15 protein-coding genes are annotated in these 20,812 nt (G+C 67.4%); 8 read left to right on the plus strand and 7 right to left on the minus strand.

Going from position 1 to position 20,812, the window contains the following annotated elements; translation table 11 throughout:
* Window positions 1-16 precede the first annotated feature (16 nt).
* A complete protein-coding gene (locus V5B60_RS16785; protein WP_332348397.1) occupies window positions 17-472 on the plus strand; it encodes a copper chaperone PCu(A)C in 456 nt (151 codons plus the stop codon).
* A 45-nt stretch (window positions 473-517) separates the two neighbouring features.
* Complete coding sequence (locus tag V5B60_RS16790; RefSeq protein WP_332348399.1) at window positions 518-1,756, plus strand: MFS transporter; 1,239 nt, start codon at window positions 518-520, stop codon at window positions 1,754-1,756.
* A gap of 81 nt (window positions 1,757-1,837) precedes the next feature.
* Here the strand turns inward: V5B60_RS16790 and V5B60_RS16795 are convergent, their stop codons facing one another.
* Window positions 1,838-2,629 (minus strand): PEP-CTERM sorting domain-containing protein, encoded by a 792-nt coding sequence (locus V5B60_RS16795; protein ID WP_332348401.1) that lies wholly within the window; start codon window positions 2,627-2,629, stop codon window positions 1,838-1,840.
* 783 nt (window positions 2,630-3,412) lie between these two features.
* On the opposite strand from V5B60_RS16795, the gene V5B60_RS16800 reads away from it, so the two are divergent.
* Window positions 3,413-6,655 carry a BTAD domain-containing putative transcriptional regulator gene (locus tag V5B60_RS16800; protein ID WP_332348403.1) on the plus strand — a complete coding sequence of 1,081 codons (3,243 nt, stop codon included), beginning with the start codon at window positions 3,413-3,415 and terminating at the stop codon, window positions 6,653-6,655.
* A 333-nt stretch (window positions 6,656-6,988) separates the two neighbouring features.
* Entirely contained in the window at window positions 6,989-8,044 is a 1,056-nt protein-coding gene (locus tag V5B60_RS16805; protein WP_332348405.1) for a Calx-beta domain-containing protein, read from the plus strand.
* A gap of 205 nt (window positions 8,045-8,249) precedes the next feature.
* Here V5B60_RS16805 and V5B60_RS16810 read toward each other — a convergent pair whose 3' ends face one another.
* The 6 genes from V5B60_RS16810 to rpoE all read right to left on the minus strand — a co-directional run bounded on the left by V5B60_RS16810 (window position 8,250) and on the right by rpoE (window position 13,764).
* The gene (locus V5B60_RS16810; RefSeq protein WP_332348407.1) at window positions 8,250-9,431 is read right to left on the minus strand and encodes an acetate/propionate family kinase; all 1,182 of its coding nucleotides are present in this window, start codon (window positions 9,429-9,431) and stop codon (window positions 8,250-8,252) included.
* 1 nt (window position 9,432) lies between these two features.
* Complete coding sequence (locus V5B60_RS16815; RefSeq protein ID WP_332348410.1) at window positions 9,433-10,845, minus strand: bifunctional enoyl-CoA hydratase/phosphate acetyltransferase; 1,413 nt, start codon at window positions 10,843-10,845, stop codon at window positions 9,433-9,435.
* Entirely contained in the window at window positions 10,842-11,138 is a 297-nt protein-coding gene (locus tag V5B60_RS16820; protein WP_332348413.1) for a glutaredoxin family protein, read from the minus strand. Before V5B60_RS16820 ends, V5B60_RS16815 begins: the two co-directional genes overlap by 4 nt.
* Entirely contained in the window at window positions 11,138-12,583 is a 1,446-nt protein-coding gene (locus V5B60_RS16825; RefSeq protein WP_332348415.1) for a DegQ family serine endoprotease, read from the minus strand. Before V5B60_RS16825 ends, V5B60_RS16820 begins: the two co-directional genes overlap by 1 nt.
* Before the next feature lie 83 nt (window positions 12,584-12,666).
* Entirely contained in the window at window positions 12,667-13,083 is a 417-nt protein-coding gene (locus V5B60_RS16830) for a SoxR reducing system RseC family protein (RefSeq protein WP_332348417.1), read from the minus strand.
* A gap of 81 nt (window positions 13,084-13,164) precedes the next feature.
* Entirely contained in the window at window positions 13,165-13,764 is a 600-nt protein-coding gene (gene rpoE / locus V5B60_RS16835; RefSeq protein WP_034940474.1) for an RNA polymerase sigma factor RpoE, read from the minus strand.
* A 229-nt stretch (window positions 13,765-13,993) separates the two neighbouring features.
* Between rpoE and V5B60_RS16840 the strand changes: the two genes are divergently transcribed.
* The 4 genes from V5B60_RS16840 (at window position 13,994) to ppk2 (ending at window position 20,779) form a co-directional block, all read left to right on the plus strand.
* Complete coding sequence (locus tag V5B60_RS16840; RefSeq protein WP_332348422.1) at window positions 13,994-15,199, plus strand: efflux RND transporter periplasmic adaptor subunit; 1,206 nt, start codon at window positions 13,994-13,996, stop codon at window positions 15,197-15,199.
* 6 nt (window positions 15,200-15,205) lie between these two features.
* Complete coding sequence (locus tag V5B60_RS16845; protein WP_332348424.1) at window positions 15,206-18,394, plus strand: efflux RND transporter permease subunit; 3,189 nt, start codon at window positions 15,206-15,208, stop codon at window positions 18,392-18,394.
* Window positions 18,387-19,823, plus strand: a complete 1,437-nt coding sequence (locus V5B60_RS16850) for an efflux transporter outer membrane subunit (protein ID WP_332348427.1) — start codon at window positions 18,387-18,389, stop codon at window positions 19,821-19,823. Before V5B60_RS16845 ends, V5B60_RS16850 begins: the two co-directional genes overlap by 8 nt.
* A gap of 65 nt (window positions 19,824-19,888) precedes the next feature.
* Window positions 19,889-20,779 carry a polyphosphate kinase 2 gene (gene ppk2 / locus V5B60_RS16855; protein ID WP_434735342.1) on the plus strand — a complete coding sequence of 297 codons (891 nt, stop codon included), beginning with the start codon at window positions 19,889-19,891 and terminating at the stop codon, window positions 20,777-20,779.
* Window positions 20,780-20,812 lie beyond the last annotated feature (33 nt).

Genomic DNA, 20,812 nt, shown 5'->3' on the forward strand with positions numbered 1-20,812 from the left:
ACAGGAGTTCGCGCCATTGCCCTCTCGGCTTGCAGCCCTTGCCCTCGCCGCCCTGCTGGCGCTGGCCACCGGCGCGATTGCCGCCGACAGCGGCCTCGTCGTCAGCGACCCCTACGTCCGGCTGATGCCGCCGGGGTCGCCGAACACGGCCGCCTTCATGAGCATCAGCAACCACAGCAACAGCGACCGCCACCTGCTGCAGGCCGAAAGCCCGGTGGCACGCTCGGTGGAACTGCACACCCACGTCGACGACCACGGCGTCATGCGCATGCGGCGGGTCACGGCGATCGAGATTCGAGCCGGCGGCCAAGCCGAACTCCACTCCGGCGGCCACCACGTCATGCTGATCGGCCTGCGGCAGCCACTGCAGGATGGACAGTTGGTCCCGCTGACCCTGCGCTTCGACGACGGCAGCAGCCTGCAACTCGCCGTGCCGGTGCGGAGGGCGCCGGCGGCGCACGGGAAGCACTGACCGTCGCGCTGCCGGCAAGCGCGGCAGACCAGGGGGAGCAGACACATGACCGCACCGGGTGCCAGCAAATCCGGACAGCTGACAGCCGCCACCGGCAGCTATCGTTCATTGCCGAAGAGCATCTGGCTGCTCGGAATGGTCTCGATGTTCATGGACATCTCGTCCGAGCTGGTGCATTGCCTGCTGCCGATCTTCATGGCCGGCGTCCTCGGCGCGTCGATGCTGGCGATCGGCATCGTCGAAGGCATCGCCGAAGCGACGGCGGCCATCGCCAAGGTCTTCTCGGGCGCGATCAGTGACCGTTTCCGCCGGCGCAAGATGCTCGTCGTGCTCGGCTATGGCCTCGGTGCACTCAGCAAGCCGGCGTTTCCGCTCGCGTCGACGATCGACCTGGTGGTCGCTGCGCGCTTCGTCGATCGTGTCGGCAAGGGAATCCGGGGGGCGCCACGCGACGCGCTCGTCGCCGATCTCGTGCCGCCCGGGCAACGGGGCGCCGCCTACGGCCTGCGCCAGGCCCTCGACTCCGCCGGCGCCTTTCTCGGTCCGCTGCTCGCGATCGTCTTCATGCTCTGGCTGGCGAGCGACATCCGTCTCGTGCTGTGGGTGGCGGTCGCGCCGGCGTTCGTCGCGCTGCTGCTGACGCTCGCGCTGCGCGAGCCACGACCGCCCCCGGCCGCGAGCGCCCCTCGCGAACGCCTGCGCCTGCGGCTCGGCATGAGGCTGCCGCGGCACTTCTGGCTGGTCGTCGCACTGGGCGCCGTCTTCACCCTGGCGCGTTTCAGCGAAGCCTTCCTGATCCTCCGCGCCCAGGATGTCGGTCTCGCCGCTGCCCACGTACCGGCGATCCTGATCGTGCTGAACGCCGTCTACGCCGCGCTCGCCTACCCCGCCGGCGCCATCGCCGACCGGCTTGCGGCGCGCTCGTTGCTGCTGCCTGGACTCGGCGTGCTGGTCATCGCCGACGTCGTTCTGGCGATCGCCGATTCGCCCGCCATCGCCCTCGCCGGCGCGGCGCTCTGGGGCCTGCACTTGGCACTGACGCAGGGACTGCTCGCCAAGCTCGTCGCCGATGCCGCACCCGAAGCGCTGCGCGCGACGGCGTTCGGCATCTTCAACCTGGTGACGGGCGGCGCACTCCTGCTGGCGAGCGTCGTCGCCGGATGGCTATGGAGCACCTTCGGCGCGGCGGCGACCTTCAGTGCCGGAGCAGCGTTCGCCGCCATCGCGGCGGCCGGGTTGCTGCTCCATCGCCCACAAGGGCCTGCCGCTGCGGGTGTCGCGTGAAGGCGATGGACCTCCTGGACAGCAGGCTCCGAAACGACGACGGCCACCACGATCGCCGTCGTCTCAGGACCGCGGCGCGGATCAGGCGTTGCGGCGGCGGCGGGAAAGCCCGAGAGCGGCCATTCCCATGCCCAGCAGAGCGAGTGCAGCCGGTTCCGGTACTTGCCCGACATCGCCTTGTGTGTCGGAGGCCACGATCCGGAAGTTGTCCAGAGCGGCGTAACCGCCAACCAGTTCGTCGATGACGACGGTGACGTTGCCGTTGGTATTGCCGGTCGCGTCGAGCCCGACAATGTGGTTCGTCCAGTTGAACACGTTCGGCGCCGAGGACAGCGCACCCGTGATGTCGACGGAATCCAGCAGGGTCGCCGTGCCCACATTGGCCACGCCAGTCGGATTGTCATACAGCGACAAGCGGAAGGAAGGAGCCAGTCCGCCCGTCGGCACGAAAGGACCACCCCAGAAGTCCAGGTCTATCGACGAGACATCGAGCTGGAAGTTGAAGAACTTGTAGGCGCCGATGTTGAAGGACAGGCCGAGACGATCATCATTGGCGCTCGACAGCATGCCAACGACGTAGTTGCCCGCGCGGCCCTGTGGATCCTGAAAGCCCGCGCCGCCCCAGGCCTGGCTGCCGCCAACACGCAGGGTCTCCACCGTCCACTGTTGCGCGAAAGTGAAACCGGCTGGTTGATTGGGGTAAATGTCGTTGACGCTGGAATAGCTGGCATCCTTGCCGCCAAAGCCGGTATTGGCATTGAAAGCGGGCAGGTTCGGGTTCTCGAAGTTCTGCGAGTACAACAGGACGCTGGCCTGGGAGGCGGTCGCGCTGAAAACCAGCATGGCGGCAAGCAAAGTGCGATTCAGTTTCATGACAAGCTCCAAAGGATTGTTGTTGTGCTTGGTACTAAGCACATTTCATGCCAGCACTTTTTTCCATTGCGATTCATGGCTTTGTGTGGACCCAGCCAAGCGAGGTGTAAGATTCGTCGACATCACGCGCGGGCGACCAGTGCGTGCGGGATCCGAAGTGGCTCGCGGCGTCTCGCGCTGATGATGCTGGCGGCGGCGAGTTCCTGCCGCAGACGTTCTGGAGTTGATCAACGGCGCGAACGTCGAAAACGGGCGGCTCCTCACCACCCTCGCCAGCGGCCTCGCGCTGAGCAACCTCGACTTCCTCGTCACCTGAAGTCCCAGTCGCTGCCGCCGCTCGCCGGCGGCAGCGACGCGCACCGGCTGCCGCCAGGCCGCCGTGCCCGTGGTGCGCAGTGCTTCCGGCATCCCTCCCGGCGATGCCGCGCGGGATGCGCTCGGCCATCTTGTCGTCACGCAGAAAAACCGGTAGCTTTGCTGCCGTTCCGATGCGAAGCCAAGCAGAACGACCAAGACGACTGCTTCGCATGACGCGTCACCGCGGCAGCGCCGTGCCGGGTCCTGGCGGAACCTTGGGGGTCGCAGTCCAGACGACCGCCTCCGTGCTGCGGAACACTGCCGGGCGTGCGCGCCACAACACCGTGGCAGCCTGCTCCCGGACGCTGAATCGCGCGCTCGTCGGCAGGCCGTTGCGGGGTCGACCGCTCGACGGCGGAAAACGGTGTCCTGGACCGCGGGGCAGTCGCCAGCCGTCTGCAGCAATCAAGGAGGAGGCCACGACGCTTGGGAAAGTTCTCTTCTCCGCGGCTGCCGCGGGTGCTGGTGCGCGAGCGCCTGTTCCGTCTCATCGACGATGGCCTGCAGGCATCGGCGGTGTGGATCGCCGGTTGCGCCGGTGCGGGCAAGACCACCCTCATCGGCAGCCACCTCGACAGCCGCCGCCTGAACGCGTTCTGGTACCAGGTCGATCGCGGCGACCGCGATGCCGCCAGCTGCTGCCACTTCCTGCGGCAGGCGATCGCGCGCCAGACTGCCGCTGCCGGCGGCGGCATGCTGCCGCTCGATGCCCTCGCCAGCGCCGATCTGCGAGCCTTCTTCCGGCATTACTTCGCTGACCTCTACCGTGGATTGCCCGCTCCCGCGACACTCGTCTTCGACAACGCGCAAGAGGGCCTTTCCTCGCCGACCTTCCGCGCCTTGCTCGTGGCCGCCATCCACGAAGCACCGCCCCACGTCCACCTGCTGATCGCCAGCCGGGTACGACCGCCGACCGACTTCGCGCGCCTGCTCGGCAACGGCGAGCTGGTCGTGCTCGACCCGGACGAACTGCCGTTCAGCGAGGAGGAATCGCTCGCCGTGCAGCGCCTCGCGCGATCGCAGGCCGGCACCCGTTCGCTGAGCGAGATGGGTCGCCTGCACCAGCTCAGTCGCGGCTGGCCGGCGGGACTGAAGTTGCTGCTGCAGTTGTCGCCGCTGCAAGCCAGGCAACTCGGCACCGCCGCCACTGCCAATCAGGAAGCACTGTTCGCCTACCTCGCGGGCGAGATCTTCGAGCAGCAGACCGCAACCGTGCAACACCTGCTGCTCGAACTGGCGCACTTGCCACGCATGAGCGCCCGCATGGCCGAGGAGTTGTGCGGCCGCGCCGAGGCGGCCGATGTCCTCGTGACGATGCATGGCGACAGCATCCTCACCACCCTGCACGGCCCGACGCAGGACGGGCCGTACGAATTCCACCCGCTGCTGCGCGACTTCCTGCGCTGCCGCGCGCGGACGCAACTCGCCGCTGACGAGCAGGCGCGCCTGCGCCGTCGCGCCGCGGCTCTGCTCGTCGCCGCTGGCGACCTCGATTCCGCCGCCCAGCTCCTGATCGACGGCGCGCACTGGGACGAGCTGCGCACGCTGGTTCGCAACGCGGCGGAATCACTGCTGCGCCAGGGGGCGCACCGCACCCTCGCCGGCTGGCTGCAGGCGCTGCCCGCCGAACTGCGCGACGACGACCCGTGGTTGTGCTACTGGCAAGGCGAAGCCGAACTGCACTTCGCTCCGCCGCTGGCGCAGGAGCGCTTCGCGCAGGCCTACCGGCTGTTCCGTGAGCAGCAGGACGGCGACGGCGCCTTTCTCGCCTGGTCGGCGAGTGTCGACCTGATTTGCCTCGAGTGGGCCGACTTCAGCCAGCTCGACTACTGGCTGGATGAGGTCGCGTCGCTGCGCGCGGCTTTCGGTGAGCCTCCGGCCGCGCTGCAGGAGCGCTTCACGGCCAGCATGTTCAGCGGGCTGATGTTCCGCCGGCCGCAGGATCCCGACATCCACGCCATCGCAGAGCGCCTGCTGGCTTTCGTCGAGCAGTGCAGCGATCCGGGCCGGCGCCTGCTGCTCGGCTGCAACCTGCACGTCTACTACACCGTCTGCGTCGGCCGTCGCGCCGAGTACGAACGGCTGATGAACGTGCTGCCGCCGCCCAAGGGCATCGCCCTGCCGCCGGTCTTCGCCGTCCTCTGGGAAGCGTTGCAGGCGATGGATCACTGGCGCTGGGGCCGCTGTGCGCAAACCGTCAGCACGGCGTCGCGGGGGGTTCGCCTGGCACATGAACACGGCTTGCGGATGTGGGACTTCCTGCTCGCGGCACTCGAGATCTATGGCTGGGTCAATGATGGAGTTGCCGATCGCGCACGGCTGGCGCTGCACCGCTTCGAGCGAATGATCGAACCGCGGCGCCAGATCGATCTGGCGCATTTGCACTACCTGACGGCGCTGCAGAGAGTCGTCGCCGGCGATGGCAGCGGCGCAGTCAGTAGCGCCGAGGCAGCCGATGCGATCTCCGACCACTGCGGCGGACCGCACCAGCGCGCGCTCGACGCCCTGGCTCTGGCCCAGGCGCTGCATGCCTGCGGGCGCACCGATGAAGCCTGGCTGGCGCTCGACAGCGCCCGCCGCTTCGGCGCGCTGATGCAGGGAGAAGTGCTCCCGTATCAGGCAGACCTGTGCGAGGCGAGCTTCGCGCTCGCAGCCGGCGACGCGCAGCGCTGCGCCAGCGCGCTGCAGCGGGCGTTCAGCGTCGGCGCGCGCCAGGACTACCTCAACCACCAGCATTTCTTCCCGGTCGAGATGGCCCGCCTCTGCGCCTTCGCGCTCGAGCACGACATCGTTGCCGACTTCGCCCGCCGGCTGATCGACATCCGGCGGCTGAAGCCGCCACGCATCGATCTGCCACTCTGGCCGTGGCCGGTGCGCATCCACACCCTCGGCCGCTTCAGCCTGGTCGTCTCCGGGCAACCGATCCGCGCGGCGGACGGCCAGCAACAGCAGAAGCCCCTCGAGCTGCTGCGCGTCCTGATCGCCCTCGGCGGACGGGAAGTTCGGATCAGTGAGGTGATCGGCGAGATCTGGCCGGCGGCCGCGGCGGCGCCGATCGGCAAGCGCGAGCGCAACGCCTTCGACAGCGCCCTCTCGCGGCTGCGACGGATCCTCGCCGCGGACGGTGGGCCCGATGATCTGGTGCTGGTCGAGGACGGCCTGCTGCGGCTCAATCCTGACCGCTGCTGGGTCGACCTCTGGTGTTGCCAGCGCCTGCTGGGAGCGGCACGCGCGCTGCTCGATGCGCCGGCTCCGCCGCCGGCGGCTGAACTGCTGGCGCCGGCGCGCGAGCTCCTGCGCCATTACCAGGGCGACTTCCTCGCCCGTGAAGCGCCGCTACCCTGCATCACCCGCCGGCGCGACGAGCTGCGGCAGCAGGTGGTGACGACGCTCGCCGATCTCGCCGCCGCCCTCTGTCGCGCCGGCCCGCACGATGAGGCGGCCAGGCTGTTTGAGCGGGCGACGGCGATCGACCCCTGCCGCGAGCGGCTTTACCGCGAATGGATGATCTGCCTGCAGCAGCAGGGCGAAGTCGCCGAGGGACTGCGCGTCTACCAGCGCTGTCGCGAGATCCTCGCCGATCGTCTCGGCAGCCGACCGTCTGCAGCGACCGAGGCAGTCCGTCACGCGCTGCAGGAGGCGTCCGGAGACGCCGGCAAGCGCGACTGAGCGGCTGCCGGTTCGGTCGCCCCACGACTGCAGCGGACTGCAGGAACTTATCCCACGGCCCCTCGCCGGTCGCCTTCGTGCCCTCGGCAGAGGCATGCCGGCACGCTCTTCGCGGATGTGCGGCGCCCCGTCCCGACCTGCCGGAGGCCGTTCCGATGGCCGCCATGTATGCTGCAGGTAAGAAGAAAACCTTCGGCCACAGCCCTCTGCCGTCTGCTAGATTCATCCGCTGAAAGGCGCAGCCCGCCAGCCATCTTTCCGCGATGGCGCCGGTTCGCGAGCGCTCCGCCTGGGTCATACACGGACCATGCCACCGCTTTTCCAGGAGAGAACATGTCTCGCATCATCTCGGTCGACGACATCGTCATCAGCAAGTCCGCTGCCCATGCAGTGTTCACCGTGCGCCTGTCCGAAGCGGACCCACGGGCTGCGGTGACGGTCAGGTGGACACTCATCGGTCTGACTTCGGCAAGCGGCGACGAGCGCGACGATGAGTTCGGGATGCTTGTTTTCGACCCGGGAGTCGTCGAGCGGGTCATCAGCGTCTCCATTGCGAGCAGGCGTGTAGCCGCAAGGACGGAAACACTCGCGCTGATCATCTGCTCGGCGAGCGCAAATGCCGTCATCGGCAACACGGTGGCGATCGCGACGATCATCGACTGCACCGCGGCGCTGGGACGGCCGCTGGTGACGGTCGACGACTGCGTGGTGGACAGCTCGATGCGGGAAGCGAGCTTCGTCGTAACGCTCGACCGGCCATCGACGAGTCTCGTGGCGATGAGCTACGCGACGCAGGACGCCGGCGCGGTGGCTGGACGCCACTACGTCGCGACCAGTGGCCGGCTCAATTTTGCGCCTGGCGAAACCGCGAAGACGGTCAAGGTCACCCTGCTCGACGCGATGGCGGCCGATCCCTTCGATGCCTTCAACCTCGTCCTGTCGCAGTTGGCCGGCGCGACGACGCTCGACCCGGTGGGGACGGCGATCATCGTCGGCCATGCTCGCCGGCTGCTGCTTCCGCCTGGCCGGTGCGCGGGCGATATCGTCGTCCGCTCGAGCCACGCCACCGGCCACGCGCTCGTGCCTGCCGACGCTCGGCACGACGGCAGTTGCCGCACGGACTACGGCACCGCCGGCGAGGACAGGGGTGGCGACTTCCTCGACCACGCAGGCTTCCTGGCTCCTGGCCCGGACGAAATGCTGCGCACGATGTGGCTGACCCTGTCCGGCGACGCGGCAGAGGAACCGAGCCCGCGGCGCGCTGCGCGCGATTGTCCGCCTGCGGCGCCGGCGGGACAGCGACGAGTGCGCGCCAGCAGGCAACGGCGACGATCATCGCCCAAGCTGCGGCGGGCGGGGCGCCTCTGGTCCGCGCCGACCCTGCAGTAGGCAGGCAGGCGTCCGCTTCGACCGGCCGCGCGCTCGTTCCGGGACAACCGGGTAGCGAACGCGCGACCGGCGGCAAGGTGTTTCAGCGATCCGGCGGCATCGCCAGCCGCCCCGACGCGAAAGCGTCACGATCGGCAACCCCGTCGGCCGTGGCAGCGGCGGTCGCGTCGTCGATCGCAGCCGGCACCCATCCGCTGCGTGCCGCTCAGAGCGCCAGCAGTTGCCGTGTGTGCCGTGCGATCATCAGTTCCTCGTTGGTCGGCAGCACCCACGCCGAAGCCTTGCCGCCGCGGCTGATGCACGGGCCGCCAGCCTCGTTGGCTGCGCGATCGATCTCGATGCCCAGCCATGCAGCCTGCTCGCAGACGAGTTCGCGAATGCGCGCACTGTTCTCGCCGATGCCGGCAGTGAACACCAGCGCGTCGAGGCCGCCGAGAACGGCGGCGAGCGCGCCGAGTTCACGACCGATGCGGTAGACGAAGTGCTCGATCGCCAGCCTGGCGCGCGCTTCCTCGCTTGCCAGCAGCACCCGCATGTCGTTGCCGATGCCCGACAGGCCGAGCAGACCCGAGCGCTTGTAGAGCAGATCCTCGATCTGCTTTGCGCTCATCCCCTCCTGCTGCAGCAGGTAGAGCACGATGCCGGGATCCATGTTGCCCGGCCGCGTACCCATCAGCAGGCCGTCGAGGGCGGTGAACCCCATCGAACTGCCGACGCTCCGGCCGGCACGCATGGCGCACATGCTGGCACCACTGCCGAGGTGGGCGACGACCACCCGCCCGCCGGCGATCGCCGGGGCAACCGCCGGCAGGGCGCCGGCAATGTACTCGTAGGACAGCCCGTGGAAGCCGTAGCGGCGCACGCCGCGCTCGAAGTACTCGTAGGGCAGCCCGTAGAACTGCGCGACGCGCTCCTGAGTCTGGTGGAAGGCGGTGTCGAAACAGGCGACCTGCGGCAGATCCGGCTGCACCTCCTGCACGGCACGGATCGCCGCCAGGTTGTGCGGCTGATGCAACGGCGCCAGCGGGATGAAGTCCTCGAGGCGGCGCATCGCTTCCGGCGTCACCAACAGGGGAGCCGCGTAGTCGGGGCCGCCATGCACGACGCGGTGGCCGACGCCGGCCAGCACGCTGCCCTGGAAACGCGAGCGAAGCAGTCCGGCGATCCGCTGCAGCGCCTGCGCATGACCGCTCACCTCGCCCTTGTCCCACTGCTCGTCGGCAATCCGCTCGCCGGCGCCATCCTTGACCTTGAGCCGCGGCGCGGTCCCCAGGCCCTCGATCTGGCCGACCGCAACGGCGTCCATCTCGCCGGCCGTGCGGACGGTGAACAGCGAGAACTTGAGGCTCGACGAGCCGGCGTTGAGAACGAGGATCAGACTTTCCATCTCAGACTCCTGCCCGGGTCGGCGCCTGGCCAGCCGCCGCGCTGGCCATCAGGACGGCAACCGCGCACGACGCAAGCTTGGTGCGCCGGTTGTCGGCGCGGCTGGTGAGGATGATCGGCACGCGCGCGCCGAGGACGACGCCGGCGCCGTCGGCGTTGCCCATGAAGGTGAGCTGCTTGGCGAGGATGTTGCCCGCGGCCAGATCCGGTACGACGACGATGTCCGGGTCGCCGGCAACCGGCGAGTCGATCTTCTTGATGCGTGCCGCTTCCTTGCTGATCGCGTTGTCGAGAGCGAGTGGACCATCGAGGATCGCACCACTGATCTGGCCGCGGTCCGCCATCTTGCACAACGACGCGGCATCGGTGGTGCACACCATGCGCGAATTGATCGACTCGACGGCGCAGATGATCGCCACCTTCGGCCTTTCGATGCCGAGCACATGCGCCAGATCGATCGCGTTCTGGCAGATGTCACGCTTGGTGTCGAGATCGGGAGCGATGTTGATCGCCGCATCGGTGACGATCAGCCCCTTGTGGTATGTCGGCACATCCATCAGGAAGGCGTGCGTGATGCGCCGCTCGGTGCGCAGACCGGTGGTCTTGCTGACCACCTCGGCCATCAGTTCGTCGGTGTGCAGGCTGCCCTTCATCAATGCCGCCGCCTCACCGAGGCGTACCAGTTCGACGGCGCGGAAGGCGGCGGCATGGCTGTGCGGCACGTCGTCGATGCGCACGCCGGCGAGGTCGAGACCGGCCTGCTCCGCCACCGCACGCAGGCGCGCGACAGGTCCGACGAGGATCGGCTCGATCAGTCCCTCGCGTTTCGCCTGCAGCGCTGCGGCGAGCGACGACTCGTCGCACGGATGCGCCACGGCGACCGACACCGGCGGCAGTTGCTGGCAGCGTTCGACGAAGCGCCCGAAGTTGTCGTGGCTCTGGATCGAGATGCTGGCCGCGTCCGGCCGCTCCATGCGCACCTTGGCCTGCGGCGCGATCACCCGCGCGGTGCCGGTCATGATCGTCTCGCCGCGGCCGTTGACGCCACGGCAGGCGAAGCTGACCCGCCGGCTGGCCGCATCCTTGGCCGTGGCGGTGATCGAGATCGTCACCTGCTCACCGACCGCCAGCGGTGCCAGGAACTCGAGATCCTGTCCGGCATGTACCGTTCCCGGGCCGGGAAGCTGCTTGCCGAGGATGCCGGAAACCTGCGCCCCGAGCCACATGCTGTGCGCCGCGAGGTCGTTCGGCCCGAGCTGCCGGTCGAGTTCGCTGTCGAGCCGGGTCGGATTGAGGTCGCCGGAAACGGCGGCGAAAAGCTGCACGTCGTTGACGCTCAGGGTGTGCGTGATGCTGGCGCTGTCGCCGATGTTGATCTCGTCGAAACAGCGGTTCTCGAGGGTATCCGGGGTCATGATCCGTTCGCTGAGGGTGATGGTGATGGCTGCCGGGCGATGGGCGACGACATCGCACGCAGGTGATCGCGCACCCTGCCGACATCCAGGAAGTAGTGGCACAGCTCGACGCCGTCATGCAGAAGGACGGGCACCAGCTCGTCGTAGACTTCGAGCAGCGCCGCATCGTCGTCGACGTCGAGCACTTCGAGCTCGACGCCGAACTCGTTGACCAGCGGCGCCAGCGCCGCCTCCATGTCGGAACAGAGATGGCAGCAGGAGCGCGAGAGCAGCGTCAGCTTCATCGACGGCATCACTCGCCGCGCTTCTCGGGCGCCGCCTTGATGGTGACGAAGGTCTGCAGCTCGCCGCGCCGGACCAGCAGGGTGACGCTGGCCGACTTGTCGAGCTGTGCGAGCAGGCGGTTGAACTGCTCGACGCTCTTCAGTTCGATGCTCTCGCCGCGCGCGATCAGTGCCAGCAGAATGTCGCCCGGCCGCAGATCGGCGCGCGCCGCCATGTTGCGCACGTCCTCCACGAGCAGGCCCGCATCGAGCTTGAGTTCACGCTTCTGCTCCGGCGTCGGTTCCGCCACCACCAGTCCGAGGCGGTTGGCTGCCCGCTCGGCTGGCTTGGCGCTGCGGCTGCTGCGGCTGGCGGTCTTCTCTTCGGCCGGAATCTCGGCGACGACGAGCACCAGATCGCGCGTCGCGCCCTTGCGCCAGACCTGGATCGTCGCTCTGCTGCCCGGCCTGGTGCCACCGACGATGCGCGGCAAGTCGCCCGAACCGGCGATCGGCTTGCCGTCGAAGCGGAGAATCACGTCGCCCGGCTCGACTCCGGCCTTGTCCGCCGGGCCACCCTTCTCGACCGCGTTCACCACGGCACCCTGCGCCTTCGCCAGGCCGAAGGACTCCGCCAGCTCCTTCGTCACCTCCTGGATGACGACGCCGATGCGGCCCCGGCTGACCTTGCCAGTGGCGCGCAACTGCCCTTGTACCTCCATCGCGACGTCGATCGGGATGGCGAAGGAAATCCCCATGAAGCCGCCCGATCGGCTGTAGATCTGCGAGTTGATGCCGACCACCTCGCCCCTCATGTTGAACAGCGGCCCGCCCGAATTGCCCGGATTGACCGCGACATCGGTCTGGATGAAGGGAACGAAGTTCTCCTGCGGCAGCGAGCGCCCCTTGGCGCTGACGATGCCGGCGGTGACACTGTTGTCGAAGCCGAATGGCGAGCCGATCGCCACGACCCACTCGCCGACCTTGAGCACCCCCGGATCACCCAGGCGAACGGTCGGCAGACCGCTCGCCTCGATCTTGATCAACGCCACATCGGTGCGCTTGTCGGTACCGATGACGCGCGCCTTGAACTCGCGCTTGTCGGTCAGGCGGACGAGGATCTCGTCGGCCGACTCGACGACGTGCGCATTGGTCAGGATGTAGCCATCGGCGCTGATGACGAAGCCCGAACCGAGCGAGCGGCTCTCGAACTCGCGCGGCATCCCCGGAATACCCGGCATGCCGGGCTGGCGCGGGATGAAGCGGCGGAAAAACTCGTACATCGGGTCGTTCTCGTCGAACGGGAAGGGTTGCGCGCCCCTGCCGCCGCCGCGTTGCGTCTGCGTGGTGCTGATATTCACCACGGCCGGCCCCTGTTTCTCGACCAGTTCGGTGAAATCGGGCAAGCCCCGGTTTTGCGCTTGCGCCGGCAGCGAGAAGAGGACGAAGAAGAAGGCAAGAAGAAGTTGTCTCATGGCCCCCGCGGTCTCCTGGTTGAGGTCTGGGATGAGTGGACTGGCGCTCCCATTCGGCTTCAGTGGGGATCCTGGCGAGAAAATCAAGAGCGGATCGATGGCTGCAGACCGTGCTCCTGACGCCAGCGCATCTGCGCCCGGCGCAGGAGCAACCAGCCGAGCAACAGGCCGGCAACCGCCCCACCGATCGCCCCCGCTTCGCCGGCGATCGCCGAACCGGTGAGTGCCCCGCCGAGCAGCGCGAGCAGCGGCTGCACGTAGGCATGCAGCGCGCTGCGGCCCAGCGACCCGCCGGCGAGGACGACCTGCACCCGCTCGCCAACCTGTCGACCGTCCGGGTTCGGCACGCTGAAGGTCCGCGGTGTGTGGCAGAAAAGCGTCGCGGCCTGACTGCCACCGCAGCCCCCCGGCTGCCGGCAGCGGCCGCAACCCGTCTCGTCGATGCGGATCGTCGCCTGCTCGCCAACGAGCGCCACCACCGTGCCCCAGGCTTCATTCATCGCCAGCTCCCGCCGGCCGACCGTCGTGGCCCGGGGCAGAGTCGGCTGGCCGCGATGATGGTAAGGGCTGCCTGCTCATCACTACCAGCGACGGTCCGCCGCTACGTCAAGGAGTGGGCGAAGCTTCTCGGCAACCGCCTCGCGTGCGCGGAAAATGCGCGAACGGACGGTACCGATCGGGCAGCTCATGACACTGGCGATCTCTTCATAGCTCAGGCCATCGATCTCGCGCAGGACGATCGCATGGCGCAGCTCGGCCGGCAGCGCGTCCATCGCAGCATTGACCGTCTCGCCGATCTGCCGCGTGAGCAGCAGACTCTCCGGTGTGTTGATGTCGCGCAACTGGCTGGCGTCCTCGAAGACCTCGGCCTCCTCGGCGTCGAACTCGGTCGAGGTCGGCGCGCGGCGGCCCTGGGCGACGAGGTAGTTCTTGGCGGTGTTGATCGAGATGCGGTACAGCCAGGTGTAGAAGGCGCTGTCGCCACGAAACGAGGGCAGCGCGCGGTAGGCCTTGATGAAGGCTTCCTGCGCCACATCCTCGACTTCCGCCGGATCGCGCACGAAGCGCGACAACAGGCGCGCGACCTTGCGCTGGTACTTGGCAACCAGCACATCGAAAGCGCGCTTCTCCCCCGCCTGCGCACGTTCCACCAGGAGCTGGTCCGTCTCGCGTTCGCTCATGCCCTGCGGCCTTCCTGTGCCATGTCAATGCCGAATCGATACCGAATGAGGGGCGAGTATAGCGCATGCCCTCCGGTGGGTTCGTAACAGCGCATGACCGGCTGCCTCGCCCGCTGCGCCGCCGGCAGCGGCATGCCGGACAGATTGAAGCGCTGGTCTTGCCAGCAGCGATGGCCCATAATGCCTTTCTCCGCATCAGCGCCCCAATTCAGCATCCGCAGGAGCCGCCATGAATCTCCCTTCCTTGCCTCTCCCCTACCGCCCGCTGGGCATTGCCGCCGCCGTGCTCGGCCTGCTGCTCGTCGCCGCCACCGGCTGCAGCGAGAAAAAGGCTGCAGCACCGGTGGCGCCGGTCGTCGAGGTCGTACAGGTGGTGCAGAAGAATGTGCCGATCTACATGGAATGGGTGGGAACGATGGACGGCAACATCAATGCGGTGATCCGGCCGCAGGTGACCGGCTATCTGATCAGGCAGAACTACCGCGAGGGCGACCTCGTGAAGAAGGGTCAGCCGCTCTTCGAAATCGATCCGCGCACCTTCGAGGCGGCGGTTGACGAGGCGAAGGGCGTACGCGCCCAGAAGGTCGCCCGTTTCGACACGGCCTCGGCCAACCTCGCCCGCATCAAGCCGCTGGCGGAGAAGAACGCCGTCAGCCAGAAGGACCTCGACGACGCGACCGGCGCCTTCCAGTCGGCCAAGGCTGAACTGGAGGCCGCCGACGCCAACCTGAAGACGGCGAAGCTCAACCTCGGCTTCACGCGGATCACCTCGCCGATCAGCGGCATCGCGGGCATCGCCAGGGCGCAGATCGGTGACCTGCTGAGCCCGAGTGGCGCCGAACTGACGACGGTGTCGTCGGTCGACCCGATCAAGGTCTATTTCAACATCAGCGAACAGGAGTACCTCAAGGTGGCAACGGCCGCCAGCGCAGCGGGCAGGTCGACCGAAGATGTGCCGCTCGAACTGATCCTGGTTGACGGCTCGATCTATCCGCACCAGGGCAAGGTCTCTGTGCTCAACCGCCAGGTCGATGTCACGACCGGCACCTTCAAGGTCGCCTCGCTCTTCCCCAACGCCAACAACCTGCTGCGCCCGGGCCAGTTCGGCCGCATCCGGGCAACGATGCAGGTCGTCAAGGGCGCGCTGCTGGTGCCGCAGCGGGCGGTGACCGAGATGCAGGGCAAGTTCCTGCTCGCCGTCGTCGGCGCCGACAACAAGGTCGACATCCGCCCGGTCGTCGTCGGCGACCGCATCGGCAGCGACTGGCTGATCAGCGAGGGCCTCAAGCCCGGCGAAAGGGTCGTCGCCGAGGGCACGCAGAAGGTCAGGCCGGGGATGACGGTCGAGACCAAGCCCTTCGTTCCTGCTGCACCGGCGCCAGGCGCCCCCGGCAAGGCCGCCCCCGGGCCCGCCGCAGCCACCGCCAAGGAATAAGCCGCCATGTCCCGGTTCTTCATCAACCGCCCGATCGTGGCGATGGTCATCTCGATCCTGATGACCATCGTCGGCCTCGTCGCGATGTCCAGTCTGCCGATCGCGCAGTTCCCGAACATCGTGCCGCCGCAGATCCAGGTCAACGCGACCTACACCGGCGCCGATGCGCTGACCCTCGAACAGGCGGTCGCCACGCCGATCGAGCAGCAGATGTCCGGCGTCGACAACATGGACTACATGTACTCGATCAACGCCAACAATGGCCAATCGACGCTGTACGTCAACTTCGCGCTGGGCACCGACGCCAACACCGACCAGCTTCTGGCCCAGATGCGCCAGGGGCAGGCGGAGTCGCAACTGCCATCGGACGTGCGCAACTACGGCGTGACGGTGCAGAAATCGACCTCGTCGCCGCTGATCATGTTCGCCCTCTATTCGCCGAACGGCACCTACGACAACATCTTCCTCGCCAACTACTCGTACATCAACATCAACGACCAGATGACGCGGATCAAGGGCATCGCCAGCGTCACCGTCTTCGGCGCCGGCCAGTACGCGATGCGCCTGTGGGTCCGCCCCGACGTGCTGGCCAAGCTGAACATCACGATTCCCGAGATCATCAGCGCCATCCAGACCCAGAACGCCGTCAACCCGGCGGGCCAGGTCGGTGCCCAGCCGGCGCCACCCGGACAGGAATTTACCTACGCAGTCCGCGCCCAGGGTCGGCTGGTGACCGAGGAGGATTTCGGCAAGGTCGTCCTGCGTGCCAACCCGGACGGCTCGATCGTCCGCGTTTCAGATGTCGCCCGGATCGAACTCGGCGCCCAGACCTACAACATGGAAGGGCGGTTGAACGGCAAGCCGGCGGCCCTCGTCGCTCTCTACCAGGTCCCCGGAGCCAACGCCCTCGATGCCGCGAACGGCGCCAAGGCGCTGATGGAAAAGATCAAGCAGGGTTTCCCGCCCGACCTCGACTACGTCATCGCCCTCGACACGACACTGGCCGTCACCGAAGGCATCAAGGAGATCGAGCACACGCTGTTCGAGGCGCTGGTGCTGGTGATCATCGTCGTCTTCGTCTTCCTGCAGGGCTGGCGCGCGACGCTGATCCCGCTGCTCGCCGTGCCGGTGTCGCTGGTCGGCACCTTCATGCTCTTCCCGTTGTTCGGCTTCTCGATCAACACCCTGTCGCTGTTCGGTCTGGTCCTGGCGATCGGTCTGGTCGTCGACGACGCCATCGTCGTCGTCGAGGCGGTCGAACACCACATTGAGCATGGCCTGTCGCCGAAGGACGCGACCCTCAAGGCGATGAGCGAGGTGACCGGCCCGGTCATCGCCATCGCCGTCATCCTCGCCGCAGTCTTCGTGCCGACCGCCTTCATCCCCGGCATCACCGGCCAGCTCTACCAGCAGTTCGCGGTGACCATCGCGATTTCGGTCGTCATCTCGGCCTTCAACGCGCTGACCCTGAGCCCGGCCCTGTGCGCCCTGCTGCTGCGTCCCAAGGTCAAGGGAAGCGGGCCGCTGCAGAAGTTCTACGACTGGTTCAACGAGGTGTTCGGCCGGGTGACCGGCGGCTATGTCGGCGTCTGCCGCCTGGCGATCCGCAAGAGCTTCATCAGCCTGATCTTCATCGCCGGCCTCGCCGCCCTCGCCGGCCTGTTCGGCAAGACGCTGCCGACGGGCTTCCTGCCCGACGAGGACCAGGGTTACGTCTTCGCCGGCGTGCAGCTTCCCGACGCGGGTTCGCTGCAGCGCACCTCGGAAGTCGCCCGGCAAGCCGAAGACCTGATCAAGGACGTTCCCGGCGTCAAGTACGCCACCACCGTGGTCGGCTACAACCTGTTGAGCCAGGTGCAGAACACCTACAGCGCTTTCTTCTTCATCACTTTCGAGGAATGGTCGAAGCGCACGAAGCCGGAGGAGCAGTACGGGGCGATCAAGGATGAGCTCACCCGGCGGCTTTCCGGCATCAGCGGTGCCATCGGCTTCGCCTTTCCGCCGCCGGCAATCCAGGGCGTCGGCGTCTCGGGCGGCGCCACCTTCATCCTGCAGGACCGCGCCGGCAAGGACATCGCCTTCCTCGCCGAGCAGACCAGCAAGTTCCTCGAAGCGGCGCGCAAGCGACCTGAACTGGCCGGCCTGTCGACCACCTTCCGCCCGGTCGTGCCGCAGCTGTTCATCGACGTGGACCGCGACAAGGTGCTCAAGCAGGGGGTCAACATCAAGGACGTCTACCAGACGCTGCAGTCCTTCCTCGGCAGCGGCTTCATCAACTATTTCAACCGCTTCGGCCGCCAGTGGCAGGTCTACATCCAGGCCGAGGGCGACTTCCGCACCGACATCCAGAATGTCGGCCAGTTCTACGTGCGCAACAAGGATGGCCAGCCGGTCCCGCTGTCGGCGCTGACCTCGGTACGCAACATCGCCGGCCCCGAGTTCACGATGCGCTTCAACCTCTACCGCAGCGCGCAGATCAACGCATCGGCCGCGCCGGGCTTCAGTTCGGCGCAGGTCATGCGCGCGCTGGAAGAGGTGTTCCACGAGACCATGCCGAGCGAAATGGGCTTCGACTACTCCGGCATGTCGTTCCAGGAGCAGAAAGCCGCGCAGGGCGTCTCGCCGGTCGCCATCTTCGCCTTCTCGCTGCTCTGCGTCTTCCTGATCCTCGCTGCCCAGTACGAGAGCTGGTCGCTGCCGTTCTCGGTGCTGCTCGGGACACCGATCGCCGTCGCCGGCGCTTTCGCGGCGCTGCTGCTGCGCGGGCAGGAGCTCAACGTCTACGCGCAGATCGGCCTCGTCATGCTGATCGGCCTCGCGGCCAAGAACGCCATCCTGATCGTCGAATTCGCCAAGATGGAATACGAGAAGGGCGAGCTGTCCCTCGCGGAGGCCACCCTGAAGGGCGCGCAGCTGCGCCTGCGGCCGATCCTGATGACCTCGTTCGCCTTCATCCTCGGCTGTGTTCCGCTCGCGCTGGCCAGCGGCGCCGGCGCCATCTCGCGGCAGGTGATGGGCGGCGCGGTCATCGGCGGCATGCTGGCCGCCACCGGCATCGCGATCTTCATGATCCCGGTCAGCTTCTACGTCATCGAGCGGCTCAGCCACCGCGGCAAGACCGATCCGCTACCGGCCGAAAGCAGCGGCGCGAACGAGCAACCGGCTGCCGCCAAGGAAGGGGATGGCCATGCGTAGTCCCATTGCTGCGATGTTGATCACCCTGCTCGCCAGCGGCTGCATGGTCGGCCCCGACTACGTCCGCCCGCCCCTCGACGCACCGGCGGCCTGGCGCCTGGACGAGAAGGATGCGCGCGATCTCGCCAACACCGCCTGGTGGGAGCAGTTCGCCGACCCGGTGCTCAACGATCTGGTGACGACGGCTCTGCGCGAGAACAAGGATCTGATGATCGCCAGCGCCCGCGTCGAGGAGTTCGCCGGCCAGTACGGCTTCGTTCGCTCCGGCCTCTTCCCGCAGGTCGGCGCCAGCGCCGACGCCCGCCGGCAGCGCGACGTCGGCGCAGTGGTCCTCGGCGCCGGGCAGAGCAATACGTTCAGCACCTACAATGTCCTGCTCAACGCCAGCTGGGAGATCGACATCTGGGGGCGCATCCGGCGCCAGACAGAAGCGGCGCGTGCGCGCCTGCTGGCCAGCGAGGAAGGCCGGCGCGGTGTCATCCTGTCGCTCGTCGGCAGCGTCGCCGGCGCCTACATCAACCTGCGCGATCTCGACCGGCAGCTGGAGATCGCGCAGGCGACGGCCAAGACGCGCGGCGAGTCGTACGAGCTGTTCAAGCTGCGCTTCGAAGGTGGCCTGATATCCTTGCTCGAACTGAGCCAGAACCGCTCGCAATACGAGGAGGCCCTGGCGACGATCCCGCCCATCGAGAAGGCGATCGCACAGCAGGAAAACGGCCTCAGCGTGCTGCTCGGACGCAACCCCGGGCCCATCGCCCGAGGCAAGAGCATCGACCAACTGACACTGCCGGCGATCCCTGCCGGCCTGCCGTCGGAACTCCTCGAGCGGCGGCCCGACCTGCGCCGTGCCGAACAGGAGCTGATCGCCGCCAATGCCCTGATCGGCGCCGCCAAGGCGGCGTACTTCCCGACGATCTCGCTCACCGGACTCTTCGGATACTCGAGTACCAGCCTCAGCAACCTCTTCCAGGGCGAGAACAAGGTGTGGAACTACGGCCTGCCGATCAGCATGCCGATCTTCACCGCCGGCGCGCTGGCGGGACAGTTGCAATCCGCCGAGGCGACACAGCAGCAGGCGCTGTTCAGCTACCAGAAGGCGATTCAGGAGGCTTTCCGCGAGGTCAACGATGCGCTGATCAACCAGGACCGGACGCGCGAGCAGTTGCACGCACAGCGGCGTCAGGTCGAAGCCCTGCAGCAGTACGCCGCCACCGCCCGCCTGCGCTACGACAATGGCTACACCAGCTTCATCGAGGTCCTCGACGCCGAACGCAGCCTGTTCAGCGTGCAACTGCAGTACACGCAGACCCAGGGGACGGAGTTCCAGGCGATGATCAGTCTGTACCTGGCCATGGGTGGCGGCTGGGTCAACGAAGCGGATCGGCTCGCCGGCAAGGCGGACGACGTCGCTGCAGCCAGGCAACCGTGAGCGTGCCAGCCGGCGGGCGCTGCCCGGTCCAGCAGCGCCAGGATGCAACCGCAAAGGAGAGAAACATGGGCAAGAAGGGCAAGAAGGGCAAAGCGGCAAGGAAAACCAAATTGAAAGAACTCGGTCCGCCCGAAGCCGCGACTGGCGTGGCGACAACCGAGGCAGCCGAGCAGCCAGCGCGGAAAATGTCGTCGAAAGAGTATTACCGGGAACTCGAGCAGCTCGAGGGCGAACTCGCCCACCTGCAGAGCTGGGTGATCGAAAAGGGACTGAAGGTGGTGATCGTCTTCGAGGGACGTGACGGCGCCGGCAAGGGTGGCACGATCAAGGCGATCACCGGCCGCGTCAGCCCGCGGTTCTTCCGCGTCGTCGCCTTGCCGGCGCCGACCGAGCGCGAGAAGACGCAGATGTACGTGCAGCGTTATCTGCCCCACCTGCCGGCAGCCGGCGAAGTGGTGATCTTCGACCGCAGCTGGTACAACCGCGCCGGCGTCGAACGGGTGATGGGATTCGCCAGCGACGAGCAGGTGCAGGGATTCCTGCGGCTGGCGCCGCTGTTCGAGAAACTGATGGTCGATGGCAACCAGATCATCCTGCGCAAGTACTGGCTCGAGGTCGACATGGACGAGCAGACCCGCCGGCTCGAAGCGCGCATCACCGATCCGCGCAAGCAATGGAAGCTGTCGCCGATGGATCTCAAGTCGTACAGCCGCTGGTACGACTACTCACGTGCCCGCGACGACATGTTCCGGGCCACCGATACCGACTGGGCGCCGTGGTTCGTCGCGCGCTCGGACGACAAGAAGCGGGTGCGCCTCAACATCATCAAGCATCTGTTGAGCAGCATTCCCTACGAGGTCGCCAAGGCACCGAAGATCAGCCTGCCACGGCGACAGAAACCGGGTGACTACGTGGACCCCGGTCTGCCGCTGAAGTACGTTCCCGAGGTCTACTGAACAACCTTGCCACTGCGGGCGACGGCACCGTCG

Origin of the sequence: Accumulibacter sp., from assembly GCF_036625195.1 — a bacterium.
Taxonomy (GTDB): Bacteria; Pseudomonadota; Gammaproteobacteria; order Burkholderiales; family Rhodocyclaceae; genus Accumulibacter.